We start from the raw sequence: 24982 nt of genomic DNA on the forward strand, positions 1-24982 counted from the left end.
ATGAAATGGAACAGCCTAAAGAAAAAAAATTTCCTTGCTTTGAGTGTGGTCGCCCTTGTTTCAGTTGCTGATGTGTATGCACAAAATAATGAAAGCGATATTGCTCTCAAATCTAGCAATATCAATCAAAACTCTAGCGAAAACACTTCTGATTCAAGCGATATCACTCTCAATTTATCAGATAGCTATGACTTTAAAACCATAAACGGGGTAGCTGGAAGACTACAGGCTCACGATAACGATCTTATGGGAGATCTGATCGATAAAAAAACCGGTAGTATGACCCTTGAGCACATAGATATCTCCTTGTCTGGAAACTCCGGTTTAGAAGTAGCCCTTCGCCGTAAATTTAATCAAGGTTCTAATTCTCTTTACCAGCAAGCTTTTGGTAACTGGGTGCTTGATTTGCCAAAGGCTTATGAAAGTTTTGGTGTTAGCGATCGAACAGTGTTACCTGAGTTCAACGGTGGATGTGAGCAAAAAAGTGTTCAGCATCGCGGCGATACGGTCATTGAAGGCGCTTACTTTGCTATTAATGATCATTCTAGCGGTACTGTCCTGCATATCCCGGGAAAAGGTGTAAGTGAAGGGCAAACAGGTCTATCAGATCCTAAGACAGATTGGATTCGTGGCGCACAGGAGCTAGATTACGCTGGTCGCTGTGCAGCGGTATCTATTGCGCCCGATGGAACCAAATATAAATTTGGTCGCCAAGTGTTTCGTTATGCGCCCCCAATGTCGTTACCATATCGATTCAGCTATTCTAGTGGCGGGGTAGCAGGAGGCTCGGGCTGGCATTGGGCTAGCATGGAAAAGAAATATTCCGTCTTGCTCGTCACAGAAGTAGTGGATGTGCACGGTAACTGGGTGCGCTATGAATATACCGACGATAGTCTGCGCCCAGAGCTCAGAAAGATATACAGCAATGATGGTCGAGAAATTGCTCTGCAGTACAGTAATGACCCTGTTATTGGGGCGCGAAACTCACGAGCAGTAACTCATATTACCGCCAATAATCGAACGTGGAATTACGAGTATTCATCTTCTACTAATGCAGTATTGAGCAAGGTTACGTTGCCGGATGGTCGATACTGGGATCTTAAGATTGGAGAGCAGGGTATGAAAGCCCTCTCATTGGAGCCCTATCTTCATTGGAATTGTGTGCCTAGTGATTATTCATTTTCAATAAAACACCCGGATGGTGCTGTAGGAACCTTTACTTTGCGTGAGACGCGGCACTTGAAGAGTGCACGATCCCGTTTGACAGTTGACGGCACAGATCTAACGCCAATGAATATTGGCGAGCCGACGGTCACAGATTTTAATATCTGCATAAGTGGGTATCAAACAAATGCTCAAGAGCCTCGTGAAGGTATGCCTTTTTACCGACTCATGTCGTTGGTAGAGAAAAAAATTTCTGGGCCAAACATCCAAGATGCAATTTGGAAATTTGAATACCGTGGTTACGCCGATGGCGGTGAGAATGACGATTGGAATAATATTGATCAAACTTGGTCAAAAGTAACTGAACCAGATGGCACTTCTCGTACCTATACTTATCAGGCGATTGGGCTTGATCATGGATTATTGAAAAGTACGGATGTAGTTGCACCAGATGGAGCAACAGAAACATTTACCTATGATTATGACCTCAGCCAAAAAGCTGTAATTTGTAACAACGGTGGGTTTGAAGAGGAGATATCTGGAATATGCCTCCTGTACACTAAACGCCCGACAATAAAAACCACTCACATACGAAATGGTGTTGCATATACAACGGAGCAAGAATTCCTAAAAGCAAATGACGGAACTTTTTTTGATTATGGACGCCCTAACAAAATCACTAAATACAGCACACTCCAATCTGAGCAGCGAATTACTGACGTTGAATACTGGCACAACCCAGCGGCCAATATTATCGGCCTACCCAAGCGTGCATTAAAAAATGGTAAAGAGTTTGTTTACTACGAATACAACGACAAAGGCCAACCGGAGTATGTCAATAAGTTCGGTAAGCTTTGGAATTCCTATACCTATCATGATGATGGGGCAGATGGTAAAGATAACGGCAACCTGCATACCGTTACCGATCCTTTGCTTCATAGCGCGACTTTAACTGACTATTACCGCGGGCAACCACGGCATATTACGCGTCGTGACGGCACCACTCTTGAGCGCACCGTCGATGATAACGGTTGGGTGACCAGTGAAACCAATGCACGCGGTTTCACCACAACCTATGGTTATACCCCCGCTGGTTGGATGAACCGCATAACACCACCAAGCCCGTGGGAAGCGACCAATATCACTTACCATAATCTCGGCACAGAAAACTTTTATCGCAGCATCCGCAGTGGCACCAAAGAAATTGTGGAGTGGTATGACAGCATGTTGCGCTTGACGAGAGAAGGGCAACAGGCGCTCTCGGGTGGAGGGCTATCTACCTATACCACCACTGGGTATGACGCTATGGGCCGGCAGACATTTGTCTCGCTGCCGTCTTATTCACTTAACCCCACCGAAGGAACCACCACCACTTACGATGGCCTTGGTCGCGTAACGGGTACATCGCAAAACTTTGGCAAGATGGCCAAGACTTTCATTGAGTATTTGCCGAGCAATAAAGTACTTTCTCGCGATCCGCTAAATAATGAAACTATCACTGAACGCTCTGGTTACGGTTCACCGGACGATGGTCAGGCGATATTCATCGATCAGCCCGAAGATGTGAATACCGCGATGAGCTATGACATTTACGGCAATATCTTAACCGCACGCCAGTTCGGTAATAGTAGTGCTATTAATGCCGATAGCACCCAAACCTGGAAGTACAACGACCGCCTCCAACCTTGTATACAGCATGTGCCGGAAACAGGCTACAAAGTATTTAAGTACGATGCGGCGGATCAGGTAAAACAATATGCTGAAGGGCTTACCACCATCAATATGAATGAGTGCCCTGACTTTGATACGCAAGCCGTTCCATCGAGCGGCCGCATCACTATGGCTTACGACGAGCTAGGTCGCACTAAATCGGTCGATTACCCTGATGCAACGCCAGATGTTTATATTGATTACGATGCTAACGGCAATGTAACGCGCAACCTTCGTGGCACTACCGTATGGAATTATGTTTACGATAATCTCGACCATTTAATGCAGGAAACATTAAGTGTAGATACCCGCACTTATGCATTGGGTTATCAATACAACACTATGGGTAATCTGCAGCGCCGTACCTTGCCTTCAGGTCGCGTGATTGATTTTAACTACAACGGTTTAGGGCAGATGACCCAAGTAGCGAGCAACAACAAAATCTACGCGAGTGATTTTACGTACCATGTAAATGGCCTGATTGCCAATATGCGCTACGGTAATGGCCATGCATTCGCCCAAACATTAAATGCGAACCAACAACCAAAGCATTTAACTTCGCAATTTGGACTAGTGAAAGCATTGGATTTGGATTACGACTACGACGTACGTGGCCAAGTTACTAGCATCATCGATGGTACCTTTATTAATGGTAGCCGTAATCGCAGCATGACTTATGATGATCTCGGTCGCTTAAAAACAGCAAACGGGGCTTGGGGCACAGGTTCCTTCACCTATGATTCGTTGGGTAATTTACACACCAAACGGTTGGGGAGTCGTTTAGTTACGGTTAACTATGACACGACGAGTAACCGCGCAACCCAGAGCACCGATACCGCCGGTACACTTCGCACAATAGATTATGACACCCGTGGAAACGTCACCCAATTAGGCGCCCTAAACTTCGTTTACGACAAAGCCAATCAACCCACCACAGTTACCGGCAGCTCCGGTGGCACTTACACCTACGACGGAAATTTCAAGCGGGTAAAAGTGAATGTGGATGGCAAAGTCATTTATAACGTCTTCGACGCAGCTGGCTCTTTAGTGCATGTGGATGAAGTGGTAGGCGGTACCGCCGATGTTCAGGTATGTTTTACAGATTGCGCAAAAGTGGCGGTCTTAGGGCCACAAACTACCGACTATATTAACGCGGGCAACGTATCCGTACGTTTGGAAAATAATCAGCCCACCTATATGCACAATGACCTGCTCGGTTCACCGGTAGCCGCTACCGATGCCTTTGGTATGGTCATCTGGCAAGAGCATTACACGCCCTATGGCGAGAAGTGGCAGCGCGCTGCCGCTAATGATGACCAGGGTAGTTTTACGGGACATATTGCGGATAGTGCGACTGGCTTAACCTATATGCAGGCTAGATATTATGATCCGGTGATAGGAAGGTTTTTGTCGAATGATCCGGTGGGGTTTGCACCGAGTAGACCGGAGTATTTTAATCGGTATGCTTATGTGGGAAATGATCCGGTGAATTATGTAGACCCTGCTGGCACCAACAGAATGAGGCCACCACTGCCCGGTGAAATCAGAAGGGATAATAAATTTGCTGAAATTGTTGGGGAAAAAATAGCAAAAGCTTTACCTGATGGGGCGACAAAGGATTTTGTTCAGCGAGGTGTAGATGGTTTAAAGGCTATCAACAAGACCGCTGATAGAGCTGCAGCACAGACGAATAGTCTAAAAATTTCAGATCAGAAGCAAAACGCGCATGTGGCTGGCACAAAAGAAAATGCTCGAAGAAATGAGAGTGGAACGCCAACATCAACATTCGATGATAGAAAAACAGCGGACCGATTGACCACTGATACGGTCGCGACAGGCACAGCAACTACTGATGCTAACGGTACTACAACGTATAGAAAAGATTATGGTGAACGAGTTGGAACAGGTCCGAACGGTGGAGACCAGACTCAAGTCAAAGTTCATCAGGACAGTAAAGGGGTTTGTCATGGGCATCCGTGCGGGCCCGAATCTTAGGAGGTTAAATGTCTGATTTTGATGAGCAGTTGTGTCACAAGTTACCGTTGAATCGAAAAGCTTTGTGCTCAGAAATAGAGAACGGTTGTAACCCAAAATTGCTACGGTATTTAGTAGCAAGATTTTGGGTTAATGAGGAAACTGATTCAAACGATGATTTGGGTTTTGTCTTTGCGTTAACACCAACAGATCTACCTTTAGGAAAGGCAGATTATTTTTATAAATTATACATATCATGCGTACTTCCATACGCAACGATGAGGTACTACACATTAGATTCAGCGGGAAACAGTATATGTTCCTCTACAGCAGTTAAGCTTTCTTTCTGGGAGCAATCGGCGCAGTTAAAAAAATTAAGAGACGTGCTGTTCGACTTGGGTTTCGAGCTTCTCTCGGATGAGCAGTTATCAGCAGATGTTTCAGTGAAAATATTGAGCAAGCTAGGTCTGGCAAACGGCAACTACTTTAATATGTTATTTTCGCAGTATTCATAGAGCAAAAATATAGCAACATGAAATAGAAATCGAGTTCAAAGTAATAATCAAAATTTATTTGATCTCTTAATTTATTGTATTGGATCTTGTATTGGATCAAGGGGTCGGATCAAGGGGTCAGACTCCTTGATTCACTTGATTCTAAAGTAATAGAGTAAAAAATATTTTGAAGATCAATTTCAAGGAGATGTATATGGCAAGGTTGCCGAGGTTATATGTGCCGGGGTGTTCGCATCACCTTATTCAGAGAGGAAATAACCGTGATGCGTGTTTTTTTGATGAGAAAGATTACGCCTTTTATTTACAACAATTGAAAATTTCTGCAGAGCAATCTGGCGTCGCGATTCATGCTTTTGTATTGATGACCAACCATGTGCATCTGCTGGTACCACCTTCTACTGCGAATGCATGTGCAAAAATGATGCAGTCGCTAGGTAGGAAATACGTCCAGTACATCAACTTAACGTATCGCCGAACCGGAACCCTTTGGGAGGGGCGTTATAAATCCACGTTGGTTGATAGCGACTCCTACTTTCTAACCGTCAGCCGTTACATCGAACTTAATCCAGTGCGCGCCAAAATGGTTGAAAGCCCAAGCGAATATGTTTGGTCGAGTTTCAGAGCAAACGCGATGGGTAAGGATATTGGTTTGTTAACGCCTCATTCCATTTACTTGGCGTTAGGAGAAACGACGGCGCAAAGAATAATTCGATACCGTAAATTATTTGCCGATGTTATTCCAGCGGATGCGCTTGATCAAATAAGGGCACGTACGAGTAAATCTTGGGTATTAGGCAGCTCCAAATTTAAAGCAGAAATAGAGTCTGCCGCTAATCGAGTCTTTCGGGCGAGGTGGTGATCGGAAATCGAAGCGCGCAATGGATCAAGGAGTCTGCCCCTTGATCCATTGATCTTCACATTAGAGTTTTGCATCATCCAAGGTTTTGTCGAGATTTTTCAACAAGTCATCAAGTGCACGCTGATAAGCCAGTGCCCAGTTTGCATCGCTGGCAACTTGGCCTTTATTCAATCCGTATCCCTTCACATTAAATGTTTGGCTGCCGTTAGTATCAACATAGTTGATTTTACAGGCGAGTTCAGCTTCAAAGCTCACGGCAAACATGCCTGGCGAGAACCAAGCCCAGAACTTTTCAATATCTACTTTTAATTTGATGGGGGCATTTGGATTGTCAGAAACAGTATAGCCGCGGCTTTCAAACCCTTCTTTAAGTGCTGCTTTCATTTCTGTTTGAACTGTTTCTGGTTTCGGCAGGGCAACGTCACCCATCGCTTTACCATAACCGTTGCGTTGACGGCCAATAAGTGTTGCTAGAGTATCTTTAGGAGTTTTTGCAAGATCACCTGCGACCGATGGGGTTGCAGGGCTGGCAGGTTTTGCTTCAAAGACACGATTGTCATTAATAACAGCGATGTAGACCTGACCTGATGCGGTTTTATCATTAGTATATTTTGATGCTGAAATATCAACGTTACGCGTTCCAGTTACACAACCTGTCAGTAATGCAGATGCCAACAAAGCCCCAAATGCAAAATGTAATTTCATAAACTATCCTATTTTAATTGTAGATTTTTTAAGTACATGCTTTTTGTCCATCATGTTGCATTGATGAGTTTCACTTTATCAATGCAGACGCTAAATTATAGGAAGATTGTTGCAATGGAAAGAGGAATTAACGTATCGCTGCAGTTTAGGTTTTAGAGTAAGAGCGCCAAGCAGATCAAAAATCACTTGCCGTCTATTAAGGTATGAATAAACTTCCATTCATCTTTCATCACCGGCTGCGTCGATAATCGGCTTTGTTTCACCAATACCATATTTTCCAATTCAGGTTTGGCTTTAATTTCAGCTAGCGGAATTAAACGTGGGAATACTTTGGTAAGTTGAATATCCACCGAAACCCAGCGGGAATTTTCCAGTGTGGATTTCGGGTCGTAATAATCGCTTTCGGGATTAAATTGGGTAGGGTCGGGGTAGGCGGTTTTTACCACTGTGGCGGTGCCGACTATACCAACATTTTTGCAGCTGCTGTGATAAATCAATACTTCGTCATTTAATGCAACTTGATCGCGCAAAAAATTACGGGCTTGGTAATTGCGGATGCCGTCCCAGCGGCCGGTTTTATTTGGCTCAGCCGCGAGATGATCGATGCCGTAAATGTGCGGTTCCGCTTTGAATAGCCAGTAATTTTTTGCCATCACTCATGCCTTAATGAATTGCGGTTTCTTACGCTTACAGCCAGGCACTCAATCGTTGTGCCGTTTCTTCGCTGATTAATTCCAAACTAATTTTGCGTTTATCTACGTCGACATCTTTAACTAAGACAAACACTTTTTCATCGAGTTTGTAGGTGTTGCCTTCAATGGTGAGACTCAAGCGGCGCGAATCAAATTGCGCTTTGATGTCACTCTCTTTCGGCGCAAGCAGGGCGTAGCCTTCCAGACCCCAATCATCCATTTTTACCCCAATACCAAATGAATTAACCAAACCGATGCTGGCAGGGTGAACGCTACCTATATGCTGTTTGGCGTATTGGCAACCGAGCCAGGATTCTGCATAGCGGCACGCTTGGCGACCGTTGTTCAATTGGTTTTGCAATTGCTCGGCAAATTGTTTTTTGTCGCCCACATCTTCTGCGGGCAAACCGCGCAAAATTCGTTTAATGGCGAGATGATTAAACAAATCGTTATAGCGACGAATCGGTGAGGTCACCATCGCGTAGGCTTTGAAACCTAAACCAAAATGCGGGATAGGATCGAAGGTGAGTGAGCCAGCTTGCAACATGCGCTGTAAGAGCGACTGCAAACTGGCGTTGACGGGATTGCCGCTAGGGTTGTTACGCAGTTCGCTAAACAGCCGTTGAAAATTTTCCAGCTGAGTTAAATCGCCGATAGTTAAATCTGGGCGATCCTCTTGAATTAATGCTACTGCATCATTGACGCGCTCTGGGCGGAAACCAACATGGCTGGAAAAAATACCGTAACTTGGGTGTTGTAAAAATAATTCACCCGCGCAGAGGTTAGTGACCAACATGGCTTCTTCAATCATGCGATGGGCAATATTGCGCTCGCGTTTTTCAATGTGATCAATTTTGCGTTGGTCGTTGAGAATAAATGAATAGTCTGGGCGCTCTTCCATCACCAATGCATGGGTTTGGCGATGCTGCGCGCGCGCTTGGGCGAAGTCTTTTAATTCGACCAGCATGTCGTGGATGTGAGCCGGTGCAGTCAAGGGCGAATCACCGGTGCTCATCAGCGCATCAAATACACCTTGATAGCTCAGTTTGAAATGCGAGCGAATTTGCGCTTCGACAAACTCAAATGCGCTGATAGTGCCATCGCGCAAGATTTGCATTTTGCACACTAATGCCGGACGCTTTTGTTCTGGCACTAGTGAATAGGTGTCGTGGGACAAATCTACCGGCAACATAGTGACCGTTTGGCCGAGTAAATAAATGGTGCTCGCCCGTGCGCGTGCTGACTGTTCGAGCGGGCTATCAAAACTGATATGTTTGCTTGGGTCGGCAATGGCGGTGATTAATTCCCAGCCCTTGTCATTGGGTGCGATATAAATGGCATCATCCATATCGCGGGTATTTTCAGAGTCGATGGTTACAAAGGGCAGGTGGGTTAGATCCAGCTCGCCATTGTCGAAGGTGAGTGGCGACCAATTAATCCCACCCGCTTGATTTTGCGCTGCGGGTTGCCATTCAAAGGGGATTTGAAACTTGGCAATGCTGTAGCGGCTTTCAACACCTGGCTCATCTAATGTGCCAATGCGGTTGAGAATATGAATTTGGGTTTTGCCTTCACTATTGAACGGATGACGCGACACTTCGCAGTGAATTAAATCGCCGACTTTGTAGCCTTTGCGCTCTTGCGGTGGGATAAATAACCAGCGATTGAAATTGTTTACATCCGGTTCCACAAAATCGGTGGTGCCTTTATTGACATAGCGGCCGACAAATTCTTTTAAACCGGGTTGAATCAATTTGATCAGCTTTGCTTCAAACTGGCCTTTACTGTTAGTGGTGATTTCCGCTTCGACACGATCGTCAGGCAATACACGCATCATTTGGTCGGGGTCGATAAACGCTTCGCGGCCATCGTCGAGAATGAGAAAACCAAAGCGTTTTGTGGTGGCGCGCACCAGACCTTGTGCGACATCTTTGGTTACCGCGATAGCGGACTTTAATTGAGCGAGCTGCTGCAGGGCATCTTTATTGAGCATGTAATACAACTTTTAGGTAAGGATTATGGGGCGATTATAGCCGGATTTATCCTGCTATTGCGCAAATAAGGGGCGGCTACTTTTTTTCACGGAATAGGCTTTACTGATTGATGAACAGGGTGTTTTTGACTGCGACTAGCGTCGGCAGGTTACAATCACCAACTGCTTAGCGTTTGTTTTTATTGGGATTCTTAATAAGGGTTATTTTTTGGACACAGTCACTATTAACCATATTTTGCTTGTAGGGGCGTTGCTGGTCGCGGCGAGCATCTTGCTGAGCTCTATTTCGACCCGTGTCGGTGTGCCTATTCTGGTTATTTTCCTTGCAGTGGGCATGGTCGCCGGTGTCGATGGCCCCGGTGGCATTGTATTTAACGATTACTCAACCGCGTATTTGGTAAGTAACTTGGCACTGGCCATTATTTTGCTCGATGGTGGTATGCGCACCCGCGTGGCGACCTTTAGGGTGGCGCTTTGGCCTGCACTATCACTGGCAACCCTAGGGGTGATGATTACGGCAGGGCTTACCGGAATTGCCGCGGCTTGGCTGTTTAATTTATCGCTACTGGAAGGATTGTTAATCGGCGCCATTGTCGGTTCTACCGATGCCGCCGTGGTGTTTAATCTACTCAATGGCAAAGGGTTGAATGACCGTGTGGGCTCAACTCTAGAGATTGAGTCGGGCAGCAATGACCCCATGGCGATGTTTTTGACTGTCACCTTGATTGCCATGTTGGTGGCAGGTGAAACCAGTTTTGGTTGGGGAGTGCTCGGTAGTTTTGTTCAGCAATTCGGCATAGGTATTGCGCTGGGGCTCGGCGGCGGTTGGTTACTGTTACAACTGATTAATCATCTGTCGATTGCCGGTGGTTTGTATCCACTGCTGGCGGTCAGCGGCGGAATTATGCTCTACGCACTGTCCAGCGCAATTGGCGGCAGCGGTATTCTGACGGTCTATGTATGCGGGTTATTAATCGGCAATCGCCCGATCCGCAACCGTCACGGCATTTTGCATATGTTTGACGGCCTTGCCTGGTTAAGTCAGATAGGTATGTTCTTGGTGCTCGGATTATTACTGACTCCCAGTGAGCTGTTACCGATTGCGGTGCCAGCACTATTGCTATCGCTATGGATGATTTTGTTTGCGCGTCCTCTGTCTGTTTTTATCGGTTTATTGCCCTTTCCCAGTTTTAACTGGAAGGAGCGCACGTTTATTTCCTGGGTGGGGTTGCGAGGCGCCGTGCCGGTCATTCTCGCTGTATTTCCCTTGATGGCAGGGCTAGATAATGCACAATTATTTTTTAATGTCGCCTTCTTTATAGTATTGGTTTCGCTGCTGGTGCAGGGTACTACTTTAAGTTGGGCCGCCAAAAAAGCCAGGGTGGTGGTGCCTGCGGTGCCTTCGCCCTTTTCCCGTGCCGGCCTTGAAATTCATGTCACCAGTCAGTGGGAACTGTTTATTTATAAATTGGGGGCGGAAAAGTGGTGCATAGGTGCAGCGCTGCGTGAATTGCATATGCCGGAAAATACCCGTATTGCCGCTTTATTTCGGAATAAAGAATTGTTTCACCCATCGGGCAGCACCCGCCTTATGGCAGGCGATATTCTCTGTGTGATCGGGCACGAGCAGGATTTGCCTTCGCTCGGAAAATTATTTAGTGAAGCGCCCAAGCGCACCCTCGATTTAAGTTTCTTTGGCGATTTTATTATTCAAGGCGATGCAGAGCTGCGCGATTTGGCAATGCTCTACGCGCTAGACATGAAAGGTTACGAAGAGCATAAAACCCTTGGCGAGCTAATTACGCAAATGGTAGGTGGCAAGCCGGTGGTAGGCGACCAAAGCGAATGGAGCGGAATGCTCTGGACAATTGCTGAGGTAGAAGGCAACCGCGTGCGCAAAATTGGGGTGAAACCATCCACTAAAAAGAGCACACCTACCAGTGAGACCTGAGTCTTATGATTAATCTATCGCAGCCGTCTTTATGGCGAACACAAGCGTTTATCAACGGCGTATGGTGCGATGCTCGCGCGCAAAAAACCTTTGCGATAAAAAATCCCGCAACCGGTGAAATTATTGCGCAGGTTGCTGATGTGGGTGTGGCTGAAACGCGCGAAGCAATTACTGCGGCCGCACAAGCACAGCTTGACTGGGCACAAAAAACAGCCGCTGAGCGCAGTCAACTTTTGCGTAGCTGGTTTAATTTGGTGATGCAGCACCAAGAGGATCTTGCGCGAATTCTTACGCTTGAGCAGGGCAAACCGCTGGCGGAAGCGCGCGGCGAGATTGCCTATGGTGCAAGTTACATCGAGTGGTTTGCCGAGGAAGCCAAGCGCATTTACGGTGATGTGATTGCTCCGCCCAGTGCGGATCAGCGCATTTTGGTGATCAAACAACCCGTTGGTGTGGTTGCAGCGATAACACCTTGGAATTTCCCCTGTGCCATGCTCGCGCGCAAAATTGCGCCTGCGTTAGCAGCAGGTTGCACTATTGTGGCTAAACCCGCTGCTGAAACCCCTTTGTCCGCATTGGCTTTGGCGTTTCTCGCCCAACAAGCGGGAATTCCGGCTGGTGTGATTAATGTTGTTACTGGAACGGATTCCACCGCAATTGGCACTGAGTTAACCGAAAATGCGTTGGTGCGTAAGTTATCGTTTACGGGTTCAACTGCGGTAGGCAAACAATTAATTCAACAATGTGCAGACGATGTAAAACGTATCACCTTGGAATTGGGCGGCAACGCGCCGTTTATTGTATTTGACGATGCAGATTTGGATGCGGCTGTAGCGGGTGCCATGGCCTCAAAATTTCGCAATGCGGGGCAGACCTGTGTCTGCGCTAATCGTTTTTATATTCATCGCTCGGTTTATACTTTGTTCAGCGAAAAGCTTACCTTGGCCATGCAGTCTCTGTCGGTGGGAAATGGAGCTGAGGCAAACACAACGATCGGCCCACTTATTTCCGCAAAAGCTATCAAAAAGGTTCAAACACTGGTCGATGATGCAATCGCACAGGGCGCGCGTATCGCTTATCAAACAGCGCTTGAAGCAACTACACAGCAAGGATATTTTTATCGACCTACCTTATTACTGGATGTCGCTGCCGATTCAGCATTAACTCAGCAGGAAATCTTTGGCCCGGTCGCTGCATTAATTCCATTTGATAGCGATGATGAAGCTGTTCAGCTGGCGAATAATACCGAAGTTGGTTTGGCTGCCTATTGTTATACCCGCGATGCCAAGCGGATAAAAAATCTCTCGGAAAAGTTAGAAACAGGCATGGTGGGGATTAATACCGGCCTTATCTCTAATGCGATGGCACCGTTTGGCGGTATTAAACAATCGGGTTGGGGCAGGGAAGGTTCGCTTTATGGTATTGATGATTATGTGAACATAAAATATTTATGTGAGCGTTTTTAAATCGCCCCTTGTTGTTACTTCAGTGCCCATCAAATCCATTCTTACTGTTTACCGCTTCAAAGTCTACCTTTAGCAAATTTCTAAATCGTTACTAGACTGGTTGTATCAGTTTATACATCTGATATGCCTAGAAAAAATTAACTATGAGGTTTGCCATGTTTGGCTGGTATCAAAGTTTGAGTCTGCGCTGGAAGCTTATGCTCCCACTGCTTCTGTTGGTGGCCTTGGTGTTGTATATGGGCTTGCATGCTATAGGCACAAGTAAAGTGCTGGGTGGCAATGCCGCCATTATTGCCAAGGTGAATTTACCCGAAATCCAACTACTTATTCAGGCGGATAGGGATTTGTATCAATCCATGCTTGCGGAGCGTGCGCTGCTGCAACTCGATAGCGCTACACATCAGGATTTGTTTACTGAGCAAAGTGATAACGCCAAGCAAGCGCAGGACCGTGTTTATCAATCGCTCGACCTTTCTAAAACTTCCACGCCAGCCGAACGTGAAGAATTTACCCGACGCTATAACGTCTGGAAAGCCCAGTCTACCGAAGTCATAAACGCAATACGTTTGTCTGATGACGCGAGTCGCGCAAAGGCTCAGCAACAATCTTATGGTAGCGCTGCGGAAGCGTTTATATCGATGAGCTACAAGAGAAGCGCTTGGTAGAGGTGGATCAGTTCACTGTTGAGATTGATAAAAATCAAGAGAGCAGCTCAGCGCAATTACTTGCTTTGGTGGTAATTGGCACTTTAGTGAGCTTATTGGCAGCTTGGTTTTTACCTATGTTGGTTGCCAATCAAGTGCATGAAATCAGTAACAGAATTCAAAACATCGCCGAAGGTGATGGTGATCTCACGGTTCGTTTGCCAGTGAATTCCAATGATGAGTTGGGCGAGCTCGCGTCTCACGTCAATCATTTTATCGAAAAGTTGCAGCGCATTATTGGCGGCGTTTTAGTTAACGCGGCAGAAGTGTCCAAGGCGGCAGAATCTTTGTTGGTTGTGTCGAAAAATAGCCAGCGTGCAGCTGACGATCAATGTCATGCGATAACCATGGTGGTTACTGCGGTGAACGAGTTGACTATGGCGATTCAAGAAGTAGCCCGCAATACCAGCGACACTGCGCAAAATACCAAAGAAGCCACTTTGATTACCGATCGGGGGCAGGAGCGGATATACCTTGCAGTGGAAGGAGTGCAAAAGCTCGCTGTGCGTATCAGTGAAACGGCTGAATTTATGTCGCGTTTGGAGAGCGAAGCAAAAAATGTAACCTCGGTCATTGATGTTATTCGCAGTGTTGCTGAACAAACAAATTTATTGGCGCTAAATGCTGCAATTGAAGCTGCACGTGCTGGGGAGCAGGGTCGTGGATTTGCAGTGGTTGCTGATGAAGTGAGGACTCTAGCCAGTCGTACCCAGCAATCCACAACAGATATTCATGGAATGTTGAGTCAGTTGCAGCAGGGGGTACAGCATGCAGTAGATGCGATGGGGAGCAGTGCCACTATGACATCTGAGGCGGTGACTTCGGCGGCGGAAGCCGGTCATTCCTTAACGGGGATTGGCTCCGCAGTTAAACAAATATCTGATATGACCGTGCAAATCGCCACCGCTGCTGAGGAGCAAAGTTCAGTCACATCGGAAATTGATAAAAATTTAGTCCAGATTAATTCACTTGCAATGAACACAGCAGAAGGCGCTTCGAAAACAGCCGTTGAAAGCCAGCGTTTAAGTGAGTTGTCAACTCAACTGCGGCAGTTGTTAATGCAATTTAAGGTGTGATAGGTAACCTAAAAAACCGGATAAAACATCCGGTTTTTTTTGTGTCTAAATCAAGGCTAACTGAATTAAAGGGGAAGTTGCGTTGTGAATTTCACTTGTTTTAAGGCAAAGGCTGAGTTGATCGAACCAATATTTGGCAAGTGAATCAACGTTTCTTTCATTAGTCGTTCGTAGTGCTCAACACTTTCTACTACAACTCGCAATACATAATCTTTTTCGCCGCTGGTTGAGTAGCATTCAACCACCTCAGGAATTGCCTGTACCATCCCTTCAAACGCTTCGAGTGAGCTGGCGTCATGATTTTTTATGGTGATGTAAGCGTGAACTGTCACCCCTAAGTTAAGTAGTTTAGGGTCAAGTAAGGTGACTTTGCCGCGAATTACCCCTTCCACTTCTAATCGTTTAAGTCTACGCCAGCAAGGCGTATGCGAAAGGCCGATCATATTGCCCAAATCTGCCATAGAGTAATCGGCATTTTCCTGGAGAGCACGCAAGATCTTGCGATCATATTCATCGAGTTCGACTGACTTGGCCATAAGGGTAGTAATCCTGAATAGCTTGATTGATATTCAGGCATTCTAGGATGAAAATATTAATATGACAATAAATTGAGGATGTATTTAACAGTAATCACCCATTTGGTTGGGGTATATATTAAAAAAAGTCATCTCATGGGGCTTTTATAGGAAGAAGCTCAACCGGCATATTGTGATTGAGGTCATGGGCGTGTATCGTAACGCCTCTTTTGTTGGGCATTTTGTGCCGTGTTCGAGGACAAGGGTTTAACTACTTGACCCGATAAAAATAATGCTGAGGAGCAATCCGAGATGAGAGTGATATTGTTGGGCGCGCCCGGCGCAGGTAAGGGTACTCAGGCGCAACTGATCATGGAGAAGTTTGGTATTCCGCAGATCTCCACTGGCGATATGTTACGTGCTGCGGTAAAAGCGGGAACTTCTTTGGGCTTGCAAGCAAAAGATATTATGGCTGCAGGTGGTTTGGTGCCGGATGATCTGATCATTTCTCTGGTAAAAGAGCGCATCGCCTCCAGTGATTGCACGAATGGTTTTTTGTTTGACGGTTTTCCGCGCACTATTCCGCAGGCGCAAGCAATGTTAGATGCTGGTGTCGACATTGATCATGTAATTGAAATTCATGTGCCGGACGAAGAAATTGTGGCTCGCTTGAGCGGTCGCCGTGTTCACGAAGCTTCTGGACGTGTGTATCACGTGATTCACAATGCGCCAAAGGTTGCCGGCCATGATGACCTGACCGGTGAGCCATTAATCCAGCGTCCTGACGATACCGAAGAAACTGTTCGTAAGCGCTTAGGCGTATATCATGACCAGACTGAGCCTCTGGTTGGTTTTTATCAGACGCTGGCGGCTTCGGGCAATACCAAGGTACCTGTATATACCCGTATTAGCGGCATTGGCAGTGTTGATTCCATCCGCCAGCAATTGCTGACTGTTTTGGGTTAAGCTGTTTTGGTTAAGCAAACACTCCAGCAAAAATAGGCTCTACGGAGCCTATTTTTTTGCCCGGTGATTTTCATCCACCCACTCAATTTTTTTAGTTTTATGAGCCTGATTTTCGCCCTCGATTCCTCAACTGATGCCTGTTCAGTTGCACTCAATGCAGATGGCAAGTTGGATGCCCGTTTCGAACTGGCCGCAAAGAGCCATACCCAGCGGTTACTGCCCATGGTGGATGAGCTGTTACAACACAACAAACTCATATTATCTAGCCTTGATGCAATAGCCTTTGGGCGTGGCCCGGGTTCCTTTACTGGTTTGCGTATCTGCATGGGAATAGTGCAGGGCTTGGCATTTGGTGCACAGCTACCTGTAATTCCGGTATCAACTCTTGAAGCTATGGCGCTGGGTTATTATCGCGCTAATCCTGAAGCGAATTTGCCGGTACTGGTAGCCTTGGATGCGCGTATGGATGAAGTCTACTGGGGCTTATATATCCGTTCAGGTGACTTGGTGTCCGCACTCAGTGATGAGTTCGTGATGCAACCCGAGTTCCTCTCCGAGCAAGACGTTATTCAGTCGTTAGCCGGGAAATTCATTGCTGTTGGCCCAGGCTGGCATTACCCTGCCATGCAGCAGTTGGCTGCTTCTACCATAGTGGTCGATGCCCAGCCGCGGGCGGAAGACATGGCCTTGATCGCTGCGCAAATCTGGTCCTCCGGTGGCGCAGTCAACGTGCTTGACGCTGAACCTGTTTATTTGCGCGATACTATCTCTTGGCAGAAGCGCCAGCGCATTCGTAACCCCAACTAGATCTTGTGAGTTTATTATGTCCGCCTCTTGCTCCATGGTTGATTTCAACGCCGGTTTACTCGATTTTTTACGTGCGTCACCAACGCCATTTCATGCGACTCAGAATATCGCGGCACAATTATTAGCTGCTGGTTTTATTCCTTTGCAAGAAGGCGAGTTGTGGCAGCTTGAGCCAGGCAATCGCTATCTGGTTACCCGTAATGATTCATCGATCATCGCGTTTGTGTACGGCAAAATGCCGCTGTTGGAAACGGGTATTCGGATGCTGGGCGCCCACACTGATAGCCCTTGCCTCAAAGTGAAACCGCGCGCTGAGCTTAATCGCCGTGGATATTTTCAGTTAGGGGTAGAGGTTTATGGCGGTGTTTTACTGGCGCCTTGGTATGACCGGGATTTATCAATGGCGGGGCGGGTTAGCTATCGCGATCAGCATGATCAAGTGGTTAGCGCGCTAGTGGATTTTGAAACACCGGTCGCTGTGGTGCCGAGCCTTGCCATACATTTGGATCGCGATGCTAATAAGGCGCGCTCTATCAACGCGCAAAAAGATATAGCGCCATTGCTTCTACAGTTACCTGCTGAAGATGCAGTAATGCCGGATTTTCGTGAACTGCTGCAAGCTGAGCTTTTGCGCAAGCAGCCGCAGCTGGCGGTTAAACAAGTGCTTGACTATGAAATCAGCCTTTACGATACCCAGCCACCGGCGATGATTGGTTTGGGGCAAGACTTCATCGCCAGTGCACGATTAGATAATTTATTGAGCTGTTTCATTGGCTTACAAGCATTACTTGAAGCAGATGATCAAGTAACAAGTCTGTTGATTTGCACCGATCACGAAGAAGTTGGCAGCGCCTCATGTTGTGGTGCCAAAGGTCCTATGCTGCAACAGTTTCTTGAGCGGCTGCTGCCAGATGTTGAGTCGCGCGTGCGCGTGATTGATCGCTCTATGATGATCTCGGCTGACAATGCCCACGGCATACATCCTAACTTTATGGATAGGCACGATGAAAACCATGGTCCGCTGCTGAATCGCGGTCCGGTTATCAAAGTAAATGCCAATCAACGTTATGCCACAACCAGTGAAACCAGTGCTTTCTTTCGTTTGTTGTGCGAAAAAGCAGATGTTCCTGTGCAAACGTTTGTGGCGCGTACCGATATGGGCTGTGGTAGCACGATCGGCCCGGTAGTCGCTTCAGAGGTAGGCGTTAAAACTATTGACGTAGGCGCGCCTACATTTGGCATGCATTCTATCCGCGAACTGGCTGGCGCCAGCGACGGCTGGTATCTCTACAAAGCAGTGGTAGAGTTTTTTACCTATGCAAAACCTCCAATCGCATTGGTCGCTAGAACCTAAAAATCGGTTGAAGCAACTCGAGCAAGCATTTTTGGCTAAGCGGTAATATTCGGCTGACGAAAGTGTATTTGCTCGCAGTTAGCTTGTGACTTAGTGCTAATACTGACGACAAGGTCGCCCCTCGATGGCGCAGGCTGTTTATACTCTCCCTCTATTTCTCTAATAAAAATCCTTTTATTATTTTTCCGATAGTCGAATTAAATCATTGTGATTAGCAATAATTACCCTGATGAGAGTGTAGTGGAGTTAAAAATGGCGATTAGCCTTGATGTATTAGCGTCTTTCGCGCCTTTTAATACCCTTAATCATGAGTATTTGGTGCAAGTGGCCGAAAAGGCCTCACTGCGGGAGATTGCCAAAGGCGCTATTATTTTCAAGCGCGGGCGTCCTTTTCCCGAGAAGGTGTATCTTGTCAGCGGCACAGTTGATCTTATTGATTCCGGGTTTCAGGTAAATACCATTAATCCCGCCAGCGAATCGCGCCGTTCGCCACTCAATATTACCCAGCCTACGCAAGTATCTGCCGTCGCCAAGTCCGACGTAACCCTGTTGTCAGTTGATAGTGATTTTCTCGATCTGGTGCTTGCCTGGAGTGAGTCCAGCGACGAAGAAGCCGACACCTCTGGGGTGAGCCTGCACGATGATAGCGATTGGATGTCTTCACTGTTGCAATCCCCTCTATTTAGTCGTTTGCCTCCGGCAAATATTCGTCAGTTGTTTATTCGCTTTAAAGCGCAAAAAGTACAGGCTGATGAGGTGGTCATCAAACAGGGGGAGCGTGGCGATTTCTTTTATGTACTGGAATCTGGCAGTGCCATGGTGATGGATCCGGCCGGTAAGATTTTGGCGGCGCTGCGTCCCGGGCATTATTTTGGTGAGGAGGCGCTAGTAGGCGATACCACGCGCAATGCCACGGTGAAAATGATCACCCCCGGTAAAGTGATGCGGCTCGACAAAGAAGATTTTCGCGAGCTGCTGCAAGAGCCTGTACTTAAATTTGTCAGTGCAGAGGACTTAAAGGCGCGCGGGGCGGATTTGCCGCCCTACCAAATTCTCGACGTGCGTTTACCGCTTGAGCGTCGCTCCCAGGCAGTACCTAATAGCCGTAATATTCCGCTCAACCAACTGCGTAATAACCTTAAAAAGCTCGATGATGCAGTCACCTATGTCATTACTGACGACTCTGGTCGCCGCTGCGATGTGGCCTCCCATCTCTTGACCCAAGCCGGATTTGATAGCTGCATTCTGCGTGATTCCGCCCAATATTATTCTGGTTTATAGTTTTTACTCGTCAATTTAGTCGCTCGAACTCATCTGCTTAATCAGCAAGCTGCATTTTTTTGCGGCTTGCCTGTATCATGGCCGCCTGATTTTTAGGGCAACCAAAAGCGATAGGCCACTATGAGCAAACAACGTGTTTTAACTGGTATCACCACCACAGGTACTCCGCATCTTGGCAATTACGTGGGCGCTATTCGCCCGGCAATTCAGGCGAGCCAACGCGAAAATGTGCAATCTTTTTATTTTTTAGCCGATTTTCATGCGCTGATTAAATGTCAGGATCCAGATCTAGTACACCAATCCACGCGGGAAATTGCCGCCACCTGGTTAGCTTTGGGGTTGGATACGGACAACGCAATTTTCTATCGTCAATCCGATGTGCCAGAAATTCCAGAATTGTGCTGGACGCTCACTTGCATGGCAGCGAAGGGCTTGATGAACCGTGCGCACGCCTACAAAGCTTCAGTTGATGCCAACCTTGAAGCGGGCGACGACCCGGATTTTGGCATTACTATGGGGCTTTATTCCTACCCGATTTTAATGGCCGCCGATATTTTAATGTTTAACGCCAACAAGGTGCCGGTAGGGCGCGACCAGATTCAACATATTGAAATGGCGCGCGACATAGCGGCGCGTTTTAACCATCACTATGGTGAGCACTTTGTATTGCCGGAAGCGCAGGTGGATGACAATGTAAATGCCGTACTGCAAGGCTTGGATGGTCGCAAGATGAGCAAAAGTTACGGCAATACCATTCCGTTATTTTTGCCGGAAAAACAACTGAAGAAATCAATCAACAAAATCCTCACCAATTTGCTGGAACCAGGTCAGGCAAAAGACCCAGATACTTCTCCGGTGTTCCAAATTTGGCAAGCATTTGCAACACCTGAACAATCAACGCAGATGCGTCAACAATTTGCTGATGGGATTGCCTGGGGCGAAGCCAAGCGTCAGTTGTTTGAATTGATTAATGGTCAGTTGAGTGAGGCACGTGATAAATACGAAGCCCTACTAGCAAACCCTGTGCATATTGAAGAAGTGCTGCAGCAGGGCGCCGCAAAAGCACGTGCCTACAGCCAGCCAATGCTGGAAAAGGTGCGCGAAGCGGTGGGTATCCGCAAAATAAAATAACGTTATGGGTGAATGGTACCCCCCCCCCACAGCTTTGATTGCTATGAATAACCACTTAACAAACTGTCTTGTAGCACGTTGTTAAGTGGTTATCAGTATGTCGTCGCTGTTGACTATGCAATTACGGCCAGACTTTTTAGCGAAATAAAGTGCTCTATCGGCGCGGTCAAATAAGTCGTCAATGTGTTCTTTTTCGTGACTGTGACGCGTCGCGATGCCGATGCTTACTGTTGTACCTATAGCATTTCCGTTGTGGTTAATTTGTGTTTCTGAAATTTGTTGGCGAATTCGTTCAGCAATAATTTTGGCCCCGTCGGAGTCTGTCTTGCCAAGCACGACCACAAATTCTTCACCGCCATAGCGAAAGGTAATGTCAGAGCCACGGCAAGCCGATTGAATTTCTTTGGCAATCTCACACAACACCAAATCACCGCGGTGATGGCCATATTCATCGTTAATTTTTTTGAAGAAATCTACATCAATCATCAACAGCGACAGTTCGTGCTGGTGGCGCTCAGCTAGCTGCAATTCACGGCGTAATGCGGTGTCTAATGCAGTGCGATTTCCTAGTAACGTTAACGGATCGAGCAGGGCGAGGCGCATCGCTGTTTGGTAGCGAACTGCATTGCGCAGTGGATAAACCAGTGAGCCTAGTAAAAACTCCAATGTCATCAGTTCGGTTTCAGCAAAACGTTTGCTGCGACTAAAAATAATTTCACCTAAATAGCCTTCATCGGTGGTTAGGCGATAGTCGCAGTGGTGCAAGCATTCGCGACCGATCTTCAGCTCGTTACTGGCAGTTTTAAGCAATATGCCGGAGACGCTAATCAGGGTTTGGATGTGTTTGTAAAACAGGTTTAACACTTCGCTGGGATCCAAGCTCATTTGTAGCGCTTGGGCAAGGCGAGCCCGTGTTGCAAGCTCTTGCTCTGGGGTTAGTGGGACGAGTGGGATTGTGTTTGCACCATTTGTATTATGGGCATTGGTCACCATGGTCATGTCCCGCATAATCTTTACCTGTCACATTGAAAAGTTAGTCGTCGCCATTTGCCGCTTTTGCGCATTAAGGCGTCTGTGATGGGTATTTAGCGAAATTCATGCCACTTGATTTAATGCGTTAAATATCGTTGTTAATCAATTGGATAGATGATTCTGTTGAGGCAGGTTGGAGGTTTTTTCGCCAGAAAAGCAGCATTATCTTTCTGTTCTGGCGGAAGGATTTTGCCGCCAGTCAAAAGATTGTCGGTAAGTTTTTCTTTCGCATTGTATTAGTAGCTGGGATGAAAAAGAGAGAAGTAATCTTTAAGAGAGAGGAGCTAGCCTTTAATTTGGGGCAACAAAATATTCAGACTTAGGCCGCCTTCTGCACGGTTTTCAGCCCAAATTCGTCCTTGGTGTAAAGAGACGCTGCGCTGTGCAATTGCCAAGCCCAAACCGTAACCGCCACTTTCTCTGGCGCGGGCTTGGTCGGTGCGAAAGAAGGGTTGAAAAATATCTTCAACGGCATCTTCTGGCACACCAGGCCCCTGATCCTTTATGTCAATGCGATAGTGTTCACCATCCCCTGTGTCATTCAGCACAATACAAATTTCTGAATTTTCCGGAGTATAGAGCAAAGCGTTGCGCAGAGTGTTTTCAAAAACACCTACCAACATGTTGCCATGGGTGGCAACCAGTGCCTCTTCTAGTGAGCATTTAAGGCGAATATTGATATTTTTTTCATAGGCATCAGCTTGGTAATTAACGATCAGCGTTTGCATTAAGCTGACAAGATCCAACACGTCATCCAACACCCAGCTGTCTTGACCTTGCACGGGCAGGGTGAGGATATCGGTAATGATATCGTTCAGATAATCTGCCGCCTGTTTGATGCGATCTAATTCATGGTCAACCACCCCATTGCTGCGTTGCCTTGCCAGTGCGAGTGCGATTTGTAACCGTGCAAGTGGTGTGCGCAATTCATGCGAGACATCTTTAATCAGCCGTTTTTGTTCTTGCATCGCTTTTTCGAGGCGTTCAGTCATGTGGTCAAAGTCGCGTCCGAGCGCAGCGATTTCATCGTTGCGGCCGCGAAATTGTTCGCTGATACGGACACTCAGGTCGCCACGCGCAATTTGATGCGTGGCTTTTTGCAAGGTGTTGATGCTGCGAGTGAAATGCCGGGCGAGAAAAAAACATGCAGAGCCACTAACGAGAATGGAGACCAGTAGCAGTGGCCAAATATTATCGAGAAATAATTCCCAAATAATGTCGCGATCTTGTCCCGCGTCGGGTCCGGCAGAAATCGTAATTAATTTCACGCTATTGCCGTCGTTCAGGGTGATATAGCGACCAAACAGTTTGCGATTGCGATCTTGCACCTTATCAAACGGATGCTTGAAGGTAAGGCGCGGCGCGAGAAACATAACACCTGGGGGCAGTGGCCGATCGAGCAGGTCGCGATTTTCTTTGTCCACTACATAAACAAAACGAGTGGACCAAGCTGGCATCGCGCGCAGATCTTCAATCAATTGCCGGGTGTTGCGGTTGACTGCATTTCCTACCATTTGGAATAGCAGGCGTTTGGCGGGGTCATCGTCATTAGCGCCACTGCTGCGCTGTAGATTGCGATCCGGTGTCATGTCGAACCAGTGCACGACAAGATTAGTGCCGATAATGATGGCTACTGTAATCAACCAAAATGTAAAAAAGATCTTTAAATAAAGGCGGGTCATTAATTTATAGAATCATCATCGTTCATGGTCAGCATATAACCTGCGCCGCGCACGTTGATAATCAAATCCTTAGAAGAGCCTGCAGCGGTAATTTTTTTGCGAATATTGCTTACATGTACGTCAATACTGCGATCGTAAGGTGTGAGTTTGCGGTTGAGTGCTTGTTCGGTCATATCGTCTTTGCTGATTACCTGCCCAGCGCGGCGCACAAGAATTTCCAACACGCTGAATTCGGTTCCGGTAAGCGGCACTTCATTATTGTCCCAGGTTGTTGTGCGCGTGCCCAAGTGTAGCGATAACTTACCCGAGGTCAAACGTTCGATGCTAGTTGGCGTCACTTCTTTTTGCGTGGCGCGACGCAAAATTGCGCGAATACGTGCAACCAATTCGCGTGGGTCGCAGGGCTTGGATAAATAATCGTCAGCGCCAATTTCCAAGCCGATTACGCGATCTACCGTATCACCTTTTGCGGTGAGCATAATGACCGGGGTTTGGCTGTGCTGACGCAAGTTCTTTAGTACATCAAAACCGTTGCGAATCGGTAGCATCACGTCCAACACTATCACGGAATACGGATGCTTGAGCGCAAGCTCCAGCGCGGTTTGGCCATCGTAAGCCGTATCAATCGCAAAACCTTCAGTTTGCAGATATTCGCTCAGTAATTGACTGAGTTCTTTGTCGTCATCGATGAGAAGAACTTTAAGCATAGCGGTTTACAGTCCCGGTGGTGGAAGGCGCTGAGTGTGCACCAGCCCTAGATGAGAGTCATGATTCTTTGGTTTTCATTAACTAATCTTAACATTATAGCGACCATAATGATTTCACTGGCTCGATTGCAGAGTCTGCACCAAATCAATTTATGAGAGTTCACAACCCAGAGGAAAATGATATGAAATCAGCCAAATTAGTTGCAGCGAGTATTGTATTGCTCAGTGCCGCCAGTATAGCGATGCCGAGCATGGCGGGCGATATGGGCAAAAAATGTGATGACAAGCATCACGCTGAAGGTTGGGGTGAGCAAGGGCGGATGGGTGGGCCAGATGCTCGCCATTTAGGCAAGGCGTTAAACTTAACTGATGCACAAAAAGAAACCCTCAAAGCGCAGCGTGAAGCAGATAGACCGGCTCGCGATGCATTACATACTAAACTTAAGGCTGCACGTGAAGCACTCGCCGCAGCAGTTGATGCAGGTGCGAACGATGCAGAATTGAATGCACTGAGCGAAACTGTAGGTAAATTGCACGCTGAACAAGCATTGGCTGGTGCTAAAGCGCAAAAAGCCTTCGTCGCGGTGCTGACCGCAGAGCAAAAGCAGGCTCTAGCTGAACTAAAGGCCAAGCGTATGGAGCGTAAAATGGAGCGCAAAGAAAAACGCGAATCGGCAAAAAGCTAGTTTTAATCAATA

At 46.9% G+C, this 24982-nt stretch carries 20 protein-coding genes; 13 read left to right on the forward strand and 7 right to left on the reverse strand.

Annotation, left to right across the window (positions count from 1 at the left end; translation table 11 throughout):
* From AC2CG4_RS08020 to AC2CG4_RS08030, 3 genes are all read left to right on the forward strand, one after another.
* Positions 1–4869, forward strand: coding sequence for an RHS repeat domain-containing protein (locus AC2CG4_RS08020; RefSeq protein WP_484485760.1), 4869 nt, complete (start codon positions 1–3; stop codon positions 4867–4869).
* A gap of 8 nt (positions 4870–4877) precedes the next feature.
* Entirely contained in the window at positions 4878–5363 is a 486-nt protein-coding gene (locus AC2CG4_RS08025; protein WP_484485761.1) for a hypothetical protein, read from the forward strand.
* Between the two features lie 193 nt (positions 5364–5556).
* Positions 5557–6222, forward strand: a complete 666-nt coding sequence (locus AC2CG4_RS08030) for a transposase (protein ID WP_484485762.1) — start codon at positions 5557–5559, stop codon at positions 6220–6222.
* A 60-nt stretch (positions 6223–6282) separates the two neighbouring features.
* On the opposite strand, the gene AC2CG4_RS08035 is transcribed toward AC2CG4_RS08030, so the two are convergent.
* From AC2CG4_RS08035 to AC2CG4_RS08045, 3 genes are all read right to left on the reverse strand, one after another.
* A complete protein-coding gene (locus tag AC2CG4_RS08035) occupies positions 6283–6927 on the reverse strand; it encodes a YajG family lipoprotein (RefSeq protein WP_484485763.1) in 645 nt (214 codons plus the stop codon).
* 182 nt (positions 6928–7109) lie between these two features.
* The gene (locus AC2CG4_RS08040) at positions 7110–7580 is read right to left on the reverse strand and encodes an EVE domain-containing protein (protein WP_484485764.1); all 471 of its coding nucleotides are present in this window, start codon (positions 7578–7580) and stop codon (positions 7110–7112) included.
* Positions 7581–7614: 34 nt separating this feature from the next.
* Positions 7615–9612, reverse strand: a complete 1998-nt coding sequence (locus AC2CG4_RS08045) for a VacB/RNase II family 3'-5' exoribonuclease (RefSeq protein ID WP_484485765.1) — start codon at positions 9610–9612, stop codon at positions 7615–7617.
* Positions 9613–9820: 208 nt separating this feature from the next.
* Between AC2CG4_RS08045 and AC2CG4_RS08050 the strand changes: the two genes are divergently transcribed.
* From AC2CG4_RS08050 to AC2CG4_RS08065, 4 genes are all read left to right on the forward strand, one after another.
* Positions 9821–11563: a potassium/proton antiporter gene (locus AC2CG4_RS08050; RefSeq protein ID WP_484485766.1), complete on the forward strand. Its 1743-nt coding sequence runs from the start codon at positions 9821–9823 to the stop codon at positions 11561–11563.
* A gap of 5 nt (positions 11564–11568) precedes the next feature.
* Positions 11569–13029 (forward strand): NAD-dependent succinate-semialdehyde dehydrogenase, encoded by a 1461-nt coding sequence (locus tag AC2CG4_RS08055; RefSeq protein WP_484485767.1) that lies wholly within the window; start codon positions 11569–11571, stop codon positions 13027–13029.
* A gap of 197 nt (positions 13030–13226) precedes the next feature.
* Positions 13227–13694: a hypothetical protein gene (locus AC2CG4_RS08060; RefSeq protein WP_484485768.1), complete on the forward strand. Its 468-nt coding sequence runs from the start codon at positions 13227–13229 to the stop codon at positions 13692–13694.
* A 2-nt stretch (positions 13695–13696) separates the two neighbouring features.
* Positions 13697–14809: a methyl-accepting chemotaxis protein gene (locus AC2CG4_RS08065; RefSeq protein WP_484485769.1), complete on the forward strand. Its 1113-nt coding sequence runs from the start codon at positions 13697–13699 to the stop codon at positions 14807–14809.
* A gap of 65 nt (positions 14810–14874) precedes the next feature.
* Here AC2CG4_RS08065 and AC2CG4_RS08070 read toward each other — a convergent pair whose 3' ends face one another.
* Positions 14875–15345: an Lrp/AsnC family transcriptional regulator gene (locus tag AC2CG4_RS08070; RefSeq protein ID WP_062061957.1), complete on the reverse strand. Its 471-nt coding sequence runs from the start codon at positions 15343–15345 to the stop codon at positions 14875–14877.
* A gap of 291 nt (positions 15346–15636) precedes the next feature.
* Between AC2CG4_RS08070 and adk the strand changes: the two genes are divergently transcribed.
* The 5 genes from adk to AC2CG4_RS08095 all read left to right on the forward strand — a co-directional run bounded on the left by adk (position 15637) and on the right by AC2CG4_RS08095 (position 20863).
* Complete coding sequence (gene adk / locus AC2CG4_RS08075; protein ID WP_062061954.1) at positions 15637–16290, forward strand: adenylate kinase; 654 nt, start codon at positions 15637–15639, stop codon at positions 16288–16290.
* Between the two features lie 99 nt (positions 16291–16389).
* Positions 16390–17097: a tRNA (adenosine(37)-N6)-threonylcarbamoyltransferase complex dimerization subunit type 1 TsaB gene (tsaB, locus tag AC2CG4_RS08080; protein WP_484485770.1), complete on the forward strand. Its 708-nt coding sequence runs from the start codon at positions 16390–16392 to the stop codon at positions 17095–17097.
* A 16-nt stretch (positions 17098–17113) separates the two neighbouring features.
* Positions 17114–18451 (forward strand): M18 family aminopeptidase, encoded by a 1338-nt coding sequence (locus AC2CG4_RS08085; RefSeq protein WP_484485771.1) that lies wholly within the window; start codon positions 17114–17116, stop codon positions 18449–18451.
* Between the two features lie 252 nt (positions 18452–18703).
* A complete protein-coding gene (locus AC2CG4_RS08090; RefSeq protein ID WP_484485772.1) occupies positions 18704–19732 on the forward strand; it encodes a cyclic nucleotide-binding domain-containing protein in 1029 nt (342 codons plus the stop codon).
* Positions 19733–19852: 120 nt separating this feature from the next.
* Complete coding sequence (locus AC2CG4_RS08095) at positions 19853–20863, forward strand: tryptophan--tRNA ligase (RefSeq protein WP_484485773.1); 1011 nt, start codon at positions 19853–19855, stop codon at positions 20861–20863.
* An 81-nt stretch (positions 20864–20944) separates the two neighbouring features.
* Here AC2CG4_RS08095 and AC2CG4_RS08100 read toward each other — a convergent pair whose 3' ends face one another.
* The 3 genes from AC2CG4_RS08100 to AC2CG4_RS08110 all read right to left on the reverse strand — a co-directional run bounded on the left by AC2CG4_RS08100 (position 20945) and on the right by AC2CG4_RS08110 (position 24284).
* A complete protein-coding gene (locus AC2CG4_RS08100; RefSeq protein WP_484485774.1) occupies positions 20945–21871 on the reverse strand; it encodes a GGDEF domain-containing protein in 927 nt (308 codons plus the stop codon).
* Between the two features lie 308 nt (positions 21872–22179).
* Positions 22180–23577 carry an ATP-binding protein gene (locus AC2CG4_RS08105; protein WP_484485775.1) on the reverse strand — a complete coding sequence of 466 codons (1398 nt, stop codon included), beginning with the start codon at positions 23575–23577 and terminating at the stop codon, positions 22180–22182.
* A complete protein-coding gene (locus tag AC2CG4_RS08110; protein ID WP_484485776.1) occupies positions 23577–24284 on the reverse strand; it encodes a response regulator in 708 nt (235 codons plus the stop codon). Before AC2CG4_RS08110 ends, AC2CG4_RS08105 begins: the two co-directional genes overlap by 1 nt.
* A gap of 182 nt (positions 24285–24466) precedes the next feature.
* Between AC2CG4_RS08110 and AC2CG4_RS08115 the strand changes: the two genes are divergently transcribed.
* On the forward strand, positions 24467–24970 hold the full coding sequence (locus AC2CG4_RS08115) for a Spy/CpxP family protein refolding chaperone (RefSeq protein ID WP_484485777.1): 504 nt from the start codon (positions 24467–24469) through the stop codon (positions 24968–24970).
* The last annotated feature ends 12 nt before the right edge of the window (positions 24971–24982 follow it).

Source organism: Cellvibrio sp. ATLC23, from assembly GCF_057196725.1.

What these genes read in the sequence shown, in the direction of transcription:
- AC2CG4_RS08020 (WP_484485760.1), top strand. Translation starts at nt 1, where the DNA reads ATGAAATGGAACAGCCTAAAGAAAAAAAATTTCCTTGCTTTGAGTGTG.
- AC2CG4_RS08025 (WP_484485761.1), top strand. Translation starts at nt 4,878, where the DNA reads ATGTCTGATTTTGATGAGCAGTTGTGTCACAAGTTACCGTTGAATCGA.
- AC2CG4_RS08030 (WP_484485762.1), top strand. Translation starts at nt 5,557, where the DNA reads ATGGCAAGGTTGCCGAGGTTATATGTGCCGGGGTGTTCGCATCACCTT.
- AC2CG4_RS08035 (WP_484485763.1), bottom strand. Translation starts at nt 6,927, where the DNA reads ATGAAATTACATTTTGCATTTGGGGCTTTGTTGGCATCTGCATTACTG.
- AC2CG4_RS08040 (WP_484485764.1), bottom strand. Translation starts at nt 7,580, where the DNA reads ATGGCAAAAAATTACTGGCTATTCAAAGCGGAACCGCACATTTACGGC.
- AC2CG4_RS08045 (WP_484485765.1), bottom strand. Translation starts at nt 9,612, where the DNA reads ATGCTCAATAAAGATGCCCTGCAGCAGCTCGCTCAATTAAAGTCCGCT.
- AC2CG4_RS08055 (WP_484485767.1), top strand. Translation starts at nt 11,569, where the DNA reads ATGATTAATCTATCGCAGCCGTCTTTATGGCGAACACAAGCGTTTATC.
- AC2CG4_RS08060 (WP_484485768.1), top strand. Translation starts at nt 13,227, where the DNA reads ATGCTCCCACTGCTTCTGTTGGTGGCCTTGGTGTTGTATATGGGCTTG.
- AC2CG4_RS08070 (WP_062061957.1), bottom strand. Translation starts at nt 15,345, where the DNA reads ATGGCCAAGTCAGTCGAACTCGATGAATATGATCGCAAGATCTTGCGT.
- adk (WP_062061954.1), top strand. Translation starts at nt 15,637, where the DNA reads ATGAGAGTGATATTGTTGGGCGCGCCCGGCGCAGGTAAGGGTACTCAG.
- tsaB (WP_484485770.1), top strand. Translation starts at nt 16,390, where the DNA reads ATGAGCCTGATTTTCGCCCTCGATTCCTCAACTGATGCCTGTTCAGTT.
- AC2CG4_RS08085 (WP_484485771.1), top strand. Translation starts at nt 17,114, where the DNA reads ATGTCCGCCTCTTGCTCCATGGTTGATTTCAACGCCGGTTTACTCGAT.
- AC2CG4_RS08090 (WP_484485772.1), top strand. Translation starts at nt 18,704, where the DNA reads ATGGCGATTAGCCTTGATGTATTAGCGTCTTTCGCGCCTTTTAATACC.
- AC2CG4_RS08095 (WP_484485773.1), top strand. Translation starts at nt 19,853, where the DNA reads ATGAGCAAACAACGTGTTTTAACTGGTATCACCACCACAGGTACTCCG.
- AC2CG4_RS08100 (WP_484485774.1), bottom strand. Translation starts at nt 21,871, where the DNA reads ATGCGGGACATGACCATGGTGACCAATGCCCATAATACAAATGGTGCA.
- AC2CG4_RS08105 (WP_484485775.1), bottom strand. Translation starts at nt 23,577, where the DNA reads ATGACCCGCCTTTATTTAAAGATCTTTTTTACATTTTGGTTGATTACA.
- AC2CG4_RS08110 (WP_484485776.1), bottom strand. Translation starts at nt 24,284, where the DNA reads ATGCTTAAAGTTCTTCTCATCGATGACGACAAAGAACTCAGTCAATTA.
- AC2CG4_RS08115 (WP_484485777.1), top strand. Translation starts at nt 24,467, where the DNA reads ATGAAATCAGCCAAATTAGTTGCAGCGAGTATTGTATTGCTCAGTGCC.